The sequence below is a fragment of the Micromonospora sp. NBC_01699 genome (assembly GCF_036250065.1).
Lineage (GTDB): Bacteria > Actinomycetota > Actinomycetes > Mycobacteriales > Micromonosporaceae > Micromonospora_G.
Map to the genome: position 1 here is coordinate 6,277,903 of NZ_CP109199.1, position 13,849 is coordinate 6,291,751.

General features: G+C 72.6%; 13 protein-coding genes. 8 read left to right on the forward strand and 5 right to left on the reverse strand.

What is annotated here, in order from left to right; genetic code table 11:
• Positions 1 to 120 precede the first annotated feature (120 nt).
• A complete protein-coding gene (locus OG792_RS25465; protein ID WP_329103005.1) occupies positions 121 to 1,074 on the forward strand; it encodes a L,D-transpeptidase family protein in 954 nt (317 codons plus the stop codon).
• Between the two features lie 118 nt (positions 1,075 to 1,192).
• On the forward strand, positions 1,193 to 3,109 hold the full coding sequence (locus OG792_RS25470; protein ID WP_329103007.1) for a RiPP maturation radical SAM C-methyltransferase: 1,917 nt from the start codon (positions 1,193 to 1,195) through the stop codon (positions 3,107 to 3,109).
• 18 nt (positions 3,110 to 3,127) lie between these two features.
• On the opposite strand, the gene OG792_RS25475 is transcribed toward OG792_RS25470, so the two are convergent.
• Positions 3,128 to 3,700, reverse strand: a complete 573-nt coding sequence (locus tag OG792_RS25475; RefSeq protein WP_329103009.1) for a TetR/AcrR family transcriptional regulator — start codon at positions 3,698 to 3,700, stop codon at positions 3,128 to 3,130.
• A 138-nt stretch (positions 3,701 to 3,838) separates the two neighbouring features.
• On the opposite strand from OG792_RS25475, the gene OG792_RS25480 reads away from it, so the two are divergent.
• Positions 3,839 to 4,798: an SDR family NAD(P)-dependent oxidoreductase gene (locus tag OG792_RS25480; protein WP_329103011.1), complete on the forward strand. Its 960-nt coding sequence runs from the start codon at positions 3,839 to 3,841 to the stop codon at positions 4,796 to 4,798.
• Between the two features lie 147 nt (positions 4,799 to 4,945).
• The gene (locus OG792_RS25485; protein ID WP_329103012.1) at positions 4,946 to 5,569 is read left to right on the forward strand and encodes an SgcJ/EcaC family oxidoreductase; all 624 of its coding nucleotides are present in this window, start codon (positions 4,946 to 4,948) and stop codon (positions 5,567 to 5,569) included.
• A 79-nt stretch (positions 5,570 to 5,648) separates the two neighbouring features.
• Here the strand turns inward: OG792_RS25485 and OG792_RS25490 are convergent, their stop codons facing one another.
• Together OG792_RS25490 and OG792_RS25495 are read right to left on the reverse strand one after the other, a co-directional pair.
• On the reverse strand, positions 5,649 to 8,219 hold the full coding sequence (locus OG792_RS25490; RefSeq protein ID WP_329103014.1) for an ABC transporter permease: 2,571 nt from the start codon (positions 8,217 to 8,219) through the stop codon (positions 5,649 to 5,651).
• A complete protein-coding gene (locus OG792_RS25495) occupies positions 8,216 to 8,992 on the reverse strand; it encodes an ABC transporter ATP-binding protein (RefSeq protein ID WP_329103016.1) in 777 nt (258 codons plus the stop codon). The genes OG792_RS25490 and OG792_RS25495 overlap by 4 nt, the downstream gene beginning before the upstream one ends.
• Before the next feature lie 149 nt (positions 8,993 to 9,141).
• Here OG792_RS25495 and OG792_RS25500 point away from each other — a divergent pair, with 149 nt between their 5' ends.
• The 4 genes from OG792_RS25500 (at position 9,142) to OG792_RS25515 (ending at position 11,966) form a co-directional block, all read left to right on the forward strand.
• A complete protein-coding gene (locus OG792_RS25500; protein WP_329103017.1) occupies positions 9,142 to 10,335 on the forward strand; it encodes a sensor histidine kinase in 1,194 nt (397 codons plus the stop codon).
• Positions 10,332 to 10,970 carry a response regulator transcription factor gene (locus OG792_RS25505; protein ID WP_329103019.1) on the forward strand — a complete coding sequence of 213 codons (639 nt, stop codon included), beginning with the start codon at positions 10,332 to 10,334 and terminating at the stop codon, positions 10,968 to 10,970. Before OG792_RS25500 ends, OG792_RS25505 begins: the two co-directional genes overlap by 4 nt.
• Positions 10,971 to 11,094: 124 nt before the next feature.
• Positions 11,095 to 11,628, forward strand: a complete 534-nt coding sequence (locus OG792_RS25510) for a hypothetical protein (protein ID WP_329103020.1) — start codon at positions 11,095 to 11,097, stop codon at positions 11,626 to 11,628.
• A 20-nt stretch (positions 11,629 to 11,648) separates the two neighbouring features.
• The gene (locus OG792_RS25515) at positions 11,649 to 11,966 is read left to right on the forward strand and encodes a carboxymuconolactone decarboxylase family protein (protein WP_329103022.1); all 318 of its coding nucleotides are present in this window, start codon (positions 11,649 to 11,651) and stop codon (positions 11,964 to 11,966) included.
• Between the two features lie 72 nt (positions 11,967 to 12,038).
• Here the strand turns inward: OG792_RS25515 and OG792_RS25520 are convergent, their stop codons facing one another.
• Entirely contained in the window at positions 12,039 to 13,193 is a 1,155-nt protein-coding gene (locus OG792_RS25520; RefSeq protein WP_329103025.1) for a hypothetical protein, read from the reverse strand.
• Positions 13,190 to 13,696, reverse strand: coding sequence for a SigE family RNA polymerase sigma factor (locus tag OG792_RS25525; protein WP_329103027.1), 507 nt, complete (start codon positions 13,694 to 13,696; stop codon positions 13,190 to 13,192). The genes OG792_RS25520 and OG792_RS25525 overlap by 4 nt, the downstream gene beginning before the upstream one ends.
• Between the last annotated feature and the right edge of the window lie 153 nt (positions 13,697 to 13,849).

Below are 13,849 nucleotides of genomic sequence, written 5' to 3' on the forward strand. Positions count from 1 at the left end.
GAGTGGCTGACGCGATTTCTTCTCATGATCGGTTTGGGGGTCGGCGGTCGACTCCGTACCGCCGGTCAGCAAACGACAAGACTTACTTATTGGGGCGAGTTCACCACGTACAGTGGTTGTGTGCCTTTTGTCCCTTCGGAACCGCCGGCTCCGAGTCGGACGCGCGCCCGTCTGCTGATCTCCGGTGGCCTCCTCGCGCTGCTCGGCGGCCTGGTCGCACTGACCCTGGTGATCACCTCGGGAGCCGGCCCCGACCGGGTCGGCCCGCCTCCGGTCGCACCGAACCGGATGCCGACACCGATCGCGACCGGCCCGGCGAACACGGCGCCGGAAACCGTCGAGCCATCGATAACCGCGATACCGCCGCCGGACAACCTACCAGTGGTCGACTACGATGCCGCACCCGGCGGTTTTCCCGCCGACCCGGATCCGCTGTCGACCGTACGACTGCGTGAGGGCCTGCGGCCCACCGCCAGGGTCGGCGCGTACGACGCACCCGGCGGCCGACCCCGGGCCTTCCTGGAACCGAACCTGGCCGGGGTGACCCTGGTCATGCCCATCGTGCAGCGCCGGTCCGGCTGGGCCGCCGTGCTGCTGCCCTCGGCGAACCGGACCCTGGCCTGGGTGCCGCCCGGCGACTGGACCACCGTGCCGCTGCGCGACCAGCTCGTGGTGGAACGGAAGACCTACCGACTGACCTGGCTGCGCGACGACCAACCGGCCCAGTCCTGGCGGACCACCCTCGGCACCCGCGCGACCCCGACCCCGCTGGGCCGCACCTTCGTCCTCGGCCGCTCCACCCTGACCGGCAGGGTGTACGCGGACACCGACGTCTTCGCCCTCGGCGCGATCCCCGACGACCCGGACGCGGTGCCGACCGCCCTGCGCGGCGCCCACATCGGACTGCACACCTGGTACAACGACGACGACCTCGGCACCAACGTCACCGACGGCTGCATCCGGATCACCCGCAGCGGCCAGCGCAAACTGCTCGACGAGATCGGCCCCGGCACGATGCTGGTGGTCGTCGACAAGCTCCCCGCCGCCACCCCGGGCCCGCTCACCGGGGGCTGACCGGTCGATCGGCGGGTCACCGTGTTGCTGATAGCCTCGGCCCACCGAGCACCCCGACCCGCCACAGTGGATCGTGGCCGGACGCGTCGGGCCGGGCCACACCGCGCGGAGGCTCAGCATGGCCGGCACCCCGCCCAGTCGCACCGATCCGGCCGCACCGCCGCCCGAAAGCGCGGCCGAGCGGCACGCCGCCTGGCCCACCGTGCTCGTCTCGATGCCGTTCATGGACGTCGACCGACCCTCGATCCAGCTCGGCCTGCTCAAGGCGATCGCCGAGACACAAGGCTTTCCGGTACGCACACTGCACGCCAACCTCGACTTCGCCACCCGGATCGGGGTGGAGCACTACCGGGCGCTGGCCGCACAGCGCGGTCGACTGGTCGGCGACTGGCTGTTCGCGATCGAGGCGTTCGGCACCGCCGCCCCGGATCCCGACGCCCGGCTGCTCGCCGACTTCGCCGACGACCTCGCGTACCTGGCCGGATCGTCGGCGGGGGCGCGGGACCTGCTGCTGCGGGTACGGGACCGGGACGTGCCCGCGTACCTCGACGCGCTGCTCGCGGCGTACCCGTGGGAGCGGGTCCGGGTGGTCGGCTTCAGCAGCACGTTCCAGCAGAACACCGCCTCGTTCGCGCTCGCCCGCCGGCTCAAGCGACACCACCCGCACCTGGTGACGGTCTTCGGCGGGGCCAACTTCGACGGCGAGATGGGTCTCGAACTGGTCCGCTCGGTGGACTGCGTCGACCTCGCCGTGATCGGCGAGGGGGATGGCGCCTTCCCCGGCCTGCTCGCGGCACTGGCGGCCGGGACCGATCCGGCTGCCGTACCCGGGGTGGCCCGACGCGACGGCGGCCGGGTGCTCAGCACGGCACCGGCGGCACCGCTGACCCGCCTCGACGACCTGCCGATGCCCGACTACGACGAGTACTTCGAACGCGGCGAACGGCTCGGCCTGATCCCCCGGGTCGGGCGGCGCGACACCTGGATCCCGTTCGAGTCCGCGCGCGGCTGCTGGTGGGGGGCGAAGCACCACTGCACCTTCTGCGGCCTCAACGGTACGACGATGGCCTTCCGCGCCAAGTCCCCGCAGCGGGTGCTGGACGAACTCGCCCACCAGGCCGCCCGCTACCGCAGCTTCCGGTTCGAGGCCGTCGACAACATCCTCGACCCGCGCTACCTGCGGGACGTGTTCCCCGCGATCACCGCCGCGCGATCCGACTACGAGATCTTCTACGAGGTCAAGGCCAACCTGAACCGGGCCCAACTGCGACTGCTGGCCCAGGGCGGCGTCGCCCAGCTCCAGCCGGGCCTGGAGTCGCTGAGTTCGAACGTCCTGCGGCTGATGGACAAGGGGGTCCGGGCGGCGCAGAACGTCAACCTGCTGCGCTGGGCGCTTTACTACGGCATCGGGGTGGACTGGAACATCCTGTGGGGCTTCCCCGGCGAGACCCCGGCCGACTACGCCGACCAGGCGGCCGTCATCCCGGACCTGGTGCACCTGCAACCCCCGGTCAGCGCCGACCGGGTCTGGCTCGAACGGTTCAGCCCGCTGTACGCCCAACCGGAGCGGTTCCGGCTGCGCCACCGGCACCCCGAGCGCAGCTACCGGTACGTCTACCCGGACACCGTCGACCTCGACCGGGTCGCCTACTTCTTCGAGTACGAGCCGGCCGACGCCCTGCCCGACAGCACCTACGACGGGTTGCGGGAGGCGGTCGGGCTCTGGTCGGCGGCGTGGCGGGAGCAGCGGCGGCCGGTGCTGACGTACCGGTCCGCTCCGGGGTTCCTCCAGATCGACGACGGCCGGCACGCCGGCCGGGAGGGGACGTACACCTTCCACGGCACGCTGGCCGAGATCTACCTCGCCTGCGGTGACCGCCCCACCACCGCGTCGGCCGTACGCGACCGGCTGCGCCTCGATCTGCCGGTGCCGGCGATCGAGGAGGTCTTCGAGGAGTTCCGCAGCCGGGGACTGATGTTCCGGGACGGCTCCCTCGCCCTGTCCCTGGCCCTGCCGGCGGTGCCCGGACGGTGAGCCGGCCGGCGTACGCCGTCAGCTGGTGAGGGCCGTGGTGATGGCCGACGCGCTGGCGACCACGGCGGCCCGGTGGCGGCGCTGGCGTTGCGCCCCCTCGGTCCCGCCGAGCGCGCGCAGGCCGGGCGACATGGTGGTCCAGGCGAAGGTGAGGTTCAGTACGAGCATCAGCAGGTCGATCGCGGTCGTCAGGTCGGCGCCGCGCGCCTGTCCGGCGGTGAGCAGCGCCTGCGCCTTGGCCCGGTACGAGTCCACCTCGGCGGTCGACACGTCGGCCCGCTCCAGGAACTTCCACTGGTTCAGCCGGACCAGTTCCGGGTTGTCGACCAGGTGGTCGAAGAGCGCTCCGGCGTACCGGGGCAGGTCGTCGGGGAGGAACGGGACGGCGTCGGCCAGCGAGCCGAGCCGGTCTTCGAGCATGGCGTCGAACAGACCGTCCTTGGAGCCGAAGTAGGCGTAGATCGCCTGCTTGTTCGCGGCGGCGACGGCGGCGATCCGGTCCACCCGCGCCCCGGCCAGCCCACGTTCGGAGAACTCCTCGAAAGCCGCGTCGAGCAGTCGTCTGCGGGTCGCCGCCGAGTTGTACGCCACGGGCCCATGCTACCAATCCAACTGAATAGTTGACTCCTTGGCTCGGCCCGTGGCATGGTTTAAACCATCCGGATGGATTGAACGGTCGGACCGCCGGTCCTCATCCATCTCTCGCCGTCCAGGCAGGGAGTCACCCTCATGTCCCGTATCACCACCCCCTTCGACGCCCGGTCGACCGCCGCCGAGGTGATCGCCGGTGTCGACCTCACCGGCCGGCGTGCCGTGGTCACCGGCGGCGCGTCCGGGATCGGCCTGGAGACCGCTCGCGCGCTGGCCAGCGCCGGCGCCCAGGTCACCCTGGCCGTACGCGACACCGCCACGGGCGAGCGGGTCGCCGCCGAACTGCGCGCCGACACCGGACGCGACGACATCCGGGTCGCCCGGCTCGACCTGGCCGACCGCACCACCATCGACGCCTTCGTCGGCGAGTGGACCGGGCCACTGGACATCCTGGTGAACAACGCCGGGGTGATGGCCCTGCCCGAGCTGACCACCACCGCGCAGGGCTGGGAGACGCAGTTCGCCACCAACCACCTCGGTCACGCCGCACTGACCCTGGGCCTGCACGACGCGCTCGCCGCCGCACCGGCGGCCCGGGTCGTCGTGGTCAGCTCGGCGGCGCACCTGATCTCCCCGGTGGTCTTCGACGACATCCACTACACCGCCCGGCCCTACGACGGCTGGTCCGCGTACGGCCAGTCGAAGACGGCGATGGTCCTGTTCACCGTCGCGCTGGCCAACCAGTGGGCGGCCGACGGCATCAGCGTCAACGCCCTGCACCCCGGTGGCATCGTCACCAACCTCCAGCGGCACCTGGACGAGGCCCAGTTGCGCTTCGTCGGCGCCCTGGACGAGCACGGCAACCGCCCGGCGGTTCCGGCCGGCTGGAAGACCCCGCAGCAGGGCGCTGCCACCTCGGTCCTGCTGGCCGCCTCCCCGCACGTCGACGGGGTCAGTGGCCGGTACTTCGAGGACGCCAACGAGGCCGTCCCCGTACCCGAGCCGGTCAGCGGCTTCGTCGGCGTCGCCGCGTACGCCATCGACCCCACCACCGCCGACCGCCTCTGGAAGGTGACCCTCCAACTCCTCGGGCACTAGCCGCTGGAGACCATGGTGTCCATCGCAGAAACGCATCGACACAATTCGACATGTCGACCGCCGGACAGTCCCTTCCGGTAGTTCTGGACCCGACCGGCGTCGATCTATATTCGTGGTCCTCATTCCCGCTCTAGCCAAGGAGCGCAAGTGCGACGGACCATCCGCATCCTCATCGTCGGCGCGTTCGGTGCCGCCCTGGTCGCCGGGGGCGGCATCAGCGCGGCGGCGATAGCCCTGCCGTCGTCGGTGACGGCGAGCGCCATACCGTCCGCGCCGTACACCCCCTCGGCACCGCCGGTCACCCCGTCCGCACCGCCGACGACCCCCTCGACACCGCCGCCGACGACGACCCCGTCCGCACCCCCCACGACCGGCACACCGAAACCGCCGACCGAGCAGCAGATCAAGGATCTCTTCAAGGGCTGGGACGAGGCCCTGGCGACCGGTGACGCGACGAAGGTCGCCGACCGGTACGCGCCCGACGCGGTCCTGCTCCCGACGGTCTCCGACGAGGTGCGCAAGACCCGCGCGGGGATCATCGACTACTTCGAGCACTTCCTGGCGAAGAAGCCGCGCGGCACCATCAAGGACTCCACGATCAAGATCATCGGTGACAAGGTGGCCATCGACACCGGCGTCTACGAGTTCACGGTGACCACCGACGGCGTGACCGAGAAGGTGCCGGCGCGCTACACCTTCGTCTACGAGCTGCGGGACGGGAAGTGGCTGATCGTCAACCACCACTCGTCGAAGATGCCGGAGAAGAAGTGACCTCCGGATAACCCGGGCACGCGCGCCGGCCGAACCCCGAATTCTGGTTCGGCCGGCGCGACCGTCGGGCCCCGTCCGGTCAGGTGTCGGTGCCCAGGGCGGTCACCGGGCTGACCCGCGACGCCCGCCGGGCCGGCAGCAGACCGGCCAGTGCGGTCAACGCGACCAGGGCCAGGAACAGGCCGGCGAGGGGCAGGGCCGGAAACCGCAGCGGGGCGTTGGCGCCCAGGGCCTCGATCGAGAGCCAGGCGTACGGGACGCCGAGCAGGAGACCGAGCGTGGCGCCGATCAGCCCGTAGAGTCCCGCCTCGGTGGTGAGCATGAAACGCAGCCCGCCCCGGGACAGCCCGACCGCCCGGAGCAGGCCGGACTCGCGTACCCGCTCGACCACCGAGAGGGCGGTGGTGGCGCCGACACCGACGACGGCGATCAGCACGGTCAGCCCGACCAGCCCGATCGCAATCCCGAGCAGAGTGTCGATCAGCCCGTTGACCTCGTCGCGCTTGTCGGCGAGCACGGTCAGGGCGAGCCCGGCGGTCCCCTGCGTCGCCTGCCGCAGTGCCTTCTGCCCGGCCGTACGGCCGTCCTCGCCGGAGCCGGTGGCGTCGGCGAGCAGCCCGGAGTGACCGGCCGGGGCGCCGAGCCGGTCCAGATCGGCCGGGTCGAGCACCACACCCGACATCAGCGGGGTGGCGCCCGGCAGGACCGCGGCGACCCGTACGTCGATCCTGTGCTGCTCGCGGGTCAGGGTGATCCGGTCACCGGCGCGCAGGCCGGTGTCCCAGGTGACGGGCCCGCCGAGGATCACCGCGCCGGGCCCGAGGTCGGCGACCCGACCCGACCGTACGTCGAGCTTGCGGACCGCCGGCAGCGCGGCCAGATCGAGGTCGGTGGCGTCGAACGTCGACTCGTCACCACCGGTCGGAGCCGGATCGCCGCTGCCGGCACGGCTCAGGCTCAGCCCGTCCAGCCGCCGGTACGGCGTCACGTTCCCGATCTCGCCGCGCCCGCGTACCGCCTCGACCACATTCGCCGGCAGGGTCGAGCCGTGGCCGGCCGTCACCTCGAAGTCGGCGGGTGCGGTGACGGCGAGTTCCCGTTCGCCCAGCACCCGCATGGAGGAGCCGCCGACCAGGACCCCGGCGATCAGGGTCACCCCGAGCGCGACGACCACGGAGACCGCGGCGGCCCGCCGGGGTGCTCCGCCGATGCCACCGACCGCCAGCCGCCCGATCGGGCCGAGCCGGCGCAGCGGCCAGCCGACCAGCCACAACACCGGCCGGACCAGCACCGGGCCCAGGGCCACCAGGGCGAAGAAGGCCAGCGCACCGGAGATGACGATCATGAGCAGGGGTGTCTGCGGGTCGTAGTTCTCCGGTTGCGGGCCGGGCAGCCGGGTCACCACCAACCCGGCCGGCAGGGCCGCCCCGGCGGCCAGCAGCAGTCCACCGACCAGCCGGGCCGGACCGATATCGCGCCGGCCGGCGGTGGTGCTCGCCGCCCGCAACGCCTCCAGCGGGGCGACCCGCGCCGCACCGAACGCCGGTGCCAGCACCGCGACCAGGGTGACCAGGGCCGCGCCGGCCACCACGGCGAGCGCCGGGACCAGCGGGAACCCTGGCGACGACACGGTCAGCCCGAAGGCCCGCAGCACCACCGGCAGGGCGTGGCCGAGGACGAGGGCGAGGGCGACGCCGACCGTACCGGCGACGAGGCCGGTGAGCGCGCCCTCGACGGCGAGTGCCCCGGCGAGCCGGCCCCGGCCGGCGCCGATCGCGCGCAGCAGGGCGAGTTGCCGCATCCGCTGGGCGAAGACGATCCGGAAGGTCGAGGTCGCCACCAGGGCGGCGGCGGCCACCGCGATCGAGATGAACATGCCGATCAGGGCGAACACCGGACCGAGCCGGGCCACCGCCCGCTGCGCCTCCGCGGTCCGGACCTCCGCACCCGTACGCAGCACCGGGCGCTCCGGCTCGGCCACCGCCGCGAGGACGCCCGCCAGCTGTGCGCGTACCGCCGTGGGCGAGGCGCCGGGGGTGAGGCGCAGGTCGACCTGGCCGAGCTGGGCCGTGCCGCCGAGCGCGGTCACGACCGGGTCCGTGGCGTACGCGTCCTGACCGCCGTCGGCGTCGGAGTCGACCACACCGGTGACGGTGAGCCTGACCGGCGCGGTCTGCGCCCCGGTCGCGGCGGAGGTGACCGTGCCGACGTCCAGCCCCATCCGCTCGGCGGTGCGGACGGTGACGGCGATCTCGCCGTCGGCGTCCGGGTAGCCGCCCCGGACGATCCGGGCTCGGGCGAGCGGACCGAAACCCGGATCGGCGTGCAGTTCGAGGTAACCGCCGGACGACCCGCCGAGGCCGAGCCCGATGTCGATCCGGCCGGTCGCCTCGGCGACGCCGGGCAGTTCGCGGATCCGGCCGAGCAGGTCGGTGCCGACCGGTTTCCCCTCCGGGTCGCCGACGACGAGGTCGGTCGCGGCCGGGGTGCCGCTGGCGGTCGACTCCACCGTCCGCGCGGTGATCTGCTGCGCCAGTACGGCGGCGAACACGACAAACGACGCGACCAGTACGGCCAGCCCGGTCAGCAGCAGCCGGCTCGGGCGGCGGGTCACCCCGCGCAGCTGCGTACGCAGCACGGTGGCGCTCATCGGGTCGCCACCAGCCGGTGCAGCGCCTCGGTCACCGAGGCGTGGTCGGGGCGGGCGAGGTCGCCGGCGATCCGCCCGTCGGCGAGCAGCACCGCCCGGTCGGCGTACGCGGCGGCGGTCGGGTCGTGGGTGACCATGACGATGGTCTGACCGAGGTCGCGTACGGAGTCGCGCAGGAAGGTGAGCACCTCGGCACCGGAGCGGGAGTCGAGGTTTCCGGTCGGCTCGTCGGCGAAGACCACCTCGGGGCGGGACACCAGTGCCCTGGCCAGCGCCACCCGTTGCTGCTGGCCGCCGGACAGTTCGCTGGGCCGGTGGCCGAGCCGGTCGCCGATGCCGAGCACCTCGACCAGGTGGGCGTACAGGTCCGGGTCGGGGCGCTGGCCGGCGAGGTCGAGCGGCAGGGTGATGTTCTGCGCGGCGGTGAGCTGCGGCAGCAGGTTGAACGACTGGAAGACGAACCCGATCCGCTCCCGCCGGACGGTGGTCAGCGCCCGGTCGGACTGCGTGGTCAGGTCGGTGCCGCCGAGCAGCGCCTGACCGGAGGTGGCCGAGTCCAGACCGGCGAGGCAGTGCATCAGGGTCGACTTGCCCGAGCCGGACGGGCCCATGATGGCGGTGAACTCGGCCCGGCCGAAGCCGACCGTGACCCCGTCCAGGGCCCGTACGGCGGTGTCGCCGCTGCCGTACACCTTGACCAGGTCGACCGCGGCGACGGCGGCCCGGCTCCGGTCCGCCTGCCCGGGTGTGACGGCGTGGTGCTGCGCACTCATCGATCCTCCAGTGGCTGTCCGACTGACTCCGCTGGAAGTCTCGTGGCCGTTGACCGGGTCCCACATCGGTCCGCAGCCGGGTTCGGGCGACGGCGGCTCTGACTTTCGGCCGATCTGGGATCGCCGCGCAGTCACTACCCTGGGTCACGATGATGATGTCCCGGCTTCAACGACTGTGGCTCCGCCTGGGCCAGTTCGCGGCCCTGGCGGGGATGGCGCTGCTCGGGCTGCTCGACCTGCGCGGCGGTCTGTTGCTGGAGTCCGGCTCCGGCACACTGGCCGCGGTACGGATCGGGCTGGCGGTGGCCACCGCCGTGATCTGGCTGCCGGCGCGTCGGCGGATCTCCCGGCGGCTGCCGAGGCAGGCGCTGGTGCTCGCCGCCGCCTCACTGACGGTCACCCTGCTGATGGCCGTACTCGACCCCGATCAGCGCAACCCGGCGGGTTGGGGCTGGACTGAGTCGGTGGGCCTGCTCGGGGTGCTCTGGGTGGTGGCCCGTCGGGCGCCGGCCCGGTGGGCAGCGGGCACGGTGCTCGCCGTCGGGGCGGCGCTGGTGCTGCTGCCGGCGCGGACGGCCGACGGCGAGATGTACGTGATCGCGGCGCTGTTCCTGGCGCTGTGCGGGTGCGGGGCGACGGTCGGCGGGGCGTACCTGCGGCTGCTGGACAACGGGCGGGAGCGGGCGATGGCCACGGTCCGGGCCGAGCAGCGCGCCGAGTTCGCCCGTGACCTGCACGACTTCATCGCCCACCACGTGACCGGGATCGTGGTCCAGGCGCAGGGTGCCCGGTACGTCGCCGAGCAGGACCCGCAGCGGGTGATCCTGGCGCTGGCGGAGATCGAGCGGGCCGGCGCGGAGACGATGACCTCGATGCGGCGGATGGTGGGGATCCTGCGCGACCCGCAGGCGGCGCCGGACGCCCCGCTGGCGCCGCTGGCCGGGGTGGCGGACCTGGCGCCGCTGCTGGCCGGGTTCAACGGCGCGGCGACGGCGGTGGCCCGGCTGCACATCGACGGGAGCATGGACGAGATTCCGGTGGAGGTGTCCACCTCCGGCTACCGGGTGGTGATGGAGGCGCTGACGAACGTACGCCAGCACGCGTCCGGGGCCCGGTCGGTGGACGTCTCGGTTCGCCGTACGCGGGACTGGTTGTTGGTCCGGGTGACCGACGACGGTGCGGCGCACCGCGTCCCCGGCCCGCGCGGACATCACGGGTACGGTCTGCTCGGCCTGACCGAGCGGGTACGCGCGGTCGGCGGCCGCTTCTCCGCCGGTCCCGGCCCCGACGGCGGCTGGCTGGTGGACGCGGCGCTACCGCTGCGGCAGGGGGTGACCGGGTGATCCGGGTGATGATCGCGGACGACCAGGCGATGGTCCGGACCGGCTTCGGCATGATCATCGGGGCCCAGCCGGACATGGCGCTGGTCGGCGAGGCCGCCGACGGGGTGGCGGCGGTGGCGCTGGCCCGGCAGGTGCGCCCGGACGTGGCCCTGCTCGACATCCGGATGCCCCGGATGGACGGGCTGGAGGCGCTCCGGCTGCTCGCCGGCCCCGGCGTCGCCGACCCGGTCAGGGTGGTCGTGGTGACCACGTTCGACCTGGACGAGTACGTGCACACCGCCCTGCGCAACGGCGCCTGCGGTTTCCTGCTCAAGGACTCCGGTCCGGCGTTGCTGGTCGAGGCGGTCCGGGCGGCGGTCTCCGGGGACGCGCTGATCAGCCCGTCGATCACCGTACGGCTGCTGGAGCACCTGAGTCCCCCGGCACCGGCCCGCGACGACGCCGGCCTGTCCCCGCGCGAACTCGACGTGGTGAAGCTGGCCGCGCGGGGGCTGACCAACGCCGAGATCGCCGCCCGGCTGTTCATCGCCGTCGGTACGGTCAAGACGCATCTCGGCAGCGTGCAGATGAAGCTCGGGGCGCGTAACCGGGTGGAGATCGCCGCCTGGGCGTGGGAGCGCCGGCTGCTCGGCTGACGATCGCAGGCATCCGGCATCCGGCATCCGGCGAACCCGCACCCGGGTCGGGGTCGGGCTGGGATCATCGCCAGAGCACGGTTGGAGACGTTCTCCCAGCTCATCCGGGTGGAGGAGGGGCGCGATGCCCGACGACCAGATCCTGTCCGAATCCGCGTTCCACGCGGTGATCAACGCGCCGATCCAGCGGGTGAACATCGCCGACTGGCTGTTCAACCTGCCCGAGGCGGAGTACCAGCGGTGCGCCCCGCCGGATCACATCACGGCCGGCTACACCACCACGGACGACGGCCGACCGATGTCGATCAACGTGGAGCAGATCGGCGACGGGCTGGTCGTCCAGCACTACGTGGCCGATCCCGCCGGTCCGCACCACTGCCGGATGGTGTCGCTCTCCGACGTCTACACGGCGAGCGGGCGTACGAAGATCAAGGTTGTCTGGGAGCTCAGCGTCAAGCCGATCGACGAGGGCCGCTGCGAGTACACCAACAGCGTGCTCGCCCTGGCCACGCCCGAGTTCCTGGACTTCATCGACCGGCAGGGCCTCACCCTGCAACAGGCGGCCGCGGCCCGCCAGGTCGCCTCGGCGGACCACAACAGCCGGGAGACCCCGCTGTTCGCGAAGAGCATCGAACGCCGGGCGCTCACCGCCGCCTGACCGATCGGGAAAGGACAACCATGGGTACGCCGGAACCGTCGACCTTCGACCTGTCCCACGCCTTCACGCCCCGGCTCGCCGCCCTGGTCGACAACCCGCTCTACAGCGACGTGTGGACCGATCCGGCGTTGAGCCCACGGGACAGGAGCCTGGCCACGGTGGCCGTACTGGCGGCCCTGTACCGGCCGGACGAGTTGCCCGAGCACCTGCGCCGGGCGATCGACAACGGCGTGACCCGCGACGAGATCGCCGCCCTGCTCACCCACGTCGCCTTCTACGCCGGCTTTCCCGCCGCCATCTCCGCCGCCGCCATCGCCGCCCGCACCCTGCCCGCCTGACCCCTCCGTCGTGGTCGTCTGCCGCCCCCCGAACGGCGGCAGACGACCACGACGGAGGGTGGCTCTCAGTCGTCAGAGGGCCGGTTCGAGCCAGGTGGTGGGATCGCGGCCGGGGACCGGTTCGAAGCCGCCGATCACCTGGAGGGCGTCACTCGGGCTGATCGAGGTCGGCTCGACCTCGACGATGCCGCCGCCGTAGTCGTATCGGGTCGACCCCTCGGTCACCTCCACCTGCCGGCCGGCCACCACGGTGTTGGGGTTCAGCGGCGCGGCGAACTCGCCGGTCGAGGTCAGTACGTTGAACACCGTGCCGCCGCCCCTGAGCCCCATCGAACTGACGCTGACCCCGTCCGGCGCGGTCAGGGCGAAGGAGCAGGAGTCGACGGTGGCACCGGGCGGGGTCCAGGCCAGCCGGAAGTTCACCACGCACCGGTGCACCCGGTCGAAGCGGATCCACTGCGCCACCTGGAGGATCGCGGCCCGGTCGTCCTCCTGCCGGCCGCCGAGGGTGCTGTCGAAGTACAGGTAGACCCGGACCCACACCTGTGGCGCCTGCTGCCAGCGCAGCACCCCGTACCGGTCGGCCTCGGGTATCCCCCGGCCCAGGGTCAGCGTCGCCGGCAAGCCGGCGACGCTGACCTGCTCGGTGCTCGACGGCTCGGGCGACACCGCCCGACCGGACGCTACCGGCGCGTTGATCGCGCTCTGCGAGGAGGCCACCGACACGTGGTACTCGCTGAACGACCGGTTCCAGCTCACCGCCCGGTTCACCTCCAGCGATTCCATCCCCGGCCCGGACCACCATCGGAGCTGGTACAGGTCCGGGTCGGCGACGTCGAGGTGCAGCAGGCGCGGGTCGGCACCGACCCGACCCCCGGCACTCAGCGGCTTCGCCGTGGTCGCCGCCGGGGGGCGCCGGTCCCCCAGCGCCGGCAGCCGCTGTTCCTCGGGCGGGGCGGTCGGGGATGGGCGCGCGGTCGGTGAGGCGGAGGTGGTCGGGGTGGCCGCCGGCAGGCCGGGGCCGGGGCCGGATGGGGGGACGAGAGCGACCAGGCCCAGGGTCGCCAGTACCGCCACGCTCACCCCGGCGGCGAGCAGGGTGTGCCGGATCCGACGCTGCCGTGTTCCCCACCGCCGGGCACCGGTGAGCAGGTCCTCGACGTGTACGTCGCCGTCGGCGCGGTCCCGGAGCGCCATGATGATCGACTCGTCGATCTCGCTGCTCATCGCTGCTTCCCCTCCGAGCTCAGGGCCGGCGGCGTACCCAGCCGCTGCCGGAGTGTCGCGAGGGCCCGCATCGTCTGGGTACGGACGGTGACTGCCGAGCACTGGAGGATCTCGGCGATGGTGGCGTCGTCGAGGTCCTCGTAGAACCGGAGCACCACCGCCGCCCGCTGTTTGGTCGGCAACTCGGCGACCAGTCGCCAGGTGGCGTCGCGTTCGACGGCCTGGTGGGCGATGTCGACCCGGTCGGACCGGTCCACGATGGTGCCGGTCGCCAGCTCGCCGGAGGACCGCCGCCGCCACCAGGACGAGTTGGCGTTGACCAGCATCCGGCGCAGGTACACGTCGGGGTCGCCGTGCTGGGCGATCCGGTGCCAGCGGACGTACGCCTTTCCCAGCACCTCCTGCACGAGATCCTCGGCCAGGTGCCGGTCGCTCACCAGCAGCCGCGCGAGCTGGACCAGTCGCGCTCCCCGCAGCCGTACGTAGTCGTCGAACTCGACCACCCTCGTCCCCCTCGCGTTCGGCCCTCGCAGTCATTCACGCGTCGGGGGGCCGCGGTTGTTGCACGGATCGAGGGGCGGGGTTGAGTCGGTCAGCGGACAGTTGTTCCTGACGATCCGTCATAGAACCTGAGGTCTCCGCCGGACACGCGCGCG

Bases quoted from the DNA above. Each gene is read 5' to 3' on its own strand.
- OG792_RS25470 (WP_329103007.1), top strand. From the start codon at position 1,193: ATGGCCGGCACCCCGCCCAGTCGCACCGATCCGGCCGCACCGCCGCCC.
- OG792_RS25480 (WP_329103011.1), top strand. From the start codon at position 3,839: ATGTCCCGTATCACCACCCCCTTCGACGCCCGGTCGACCGCCGCCGAG.
- OG792_RS25490 (WP_329103014.1), bottom strand. From the start codon at position 8,219: ATGAGCGCCACCGTGCTGCGTACGCAGCTGCGCGGGGTGACCCGCCGC.
- OG792_RS25495 (WP_329103016.1), bottom strand. From the start codon at position 8,992: ATGAGTGCGCAGCACCACGCCGTCACACCCGGGCAGGCGGACCGGAGC.
- OG792_RS25500 (WP_329103017.1), top strand. From the start codon at position 9,142: ATGATGATGTCCCGGCTTCAACGACTGTGGCTCCGCCTGGGCCAGTTC.
- OG792_RS25510 (WP_329103020.1), top strand. From the start codon at position 11,095: ATGCCCGACGACCAGATCCTGTCCGAATCCGCGTTCCACGCGGTGATC.
- OG792_RS25515 (WP_329103022.1), top strand. From the start codon at position 11,649: ATGGGTACGCCGGAACCGTCGACCTTCGACCTGTCCCACGCCTTCACG.
- OG792_RS25520 (WP_329103025.1), bottom strand. From the start codon at position 13,193: ATGAGCAGCGAGATCGACGAGTCGATCATCATGGCGCTCCGGGACCGC.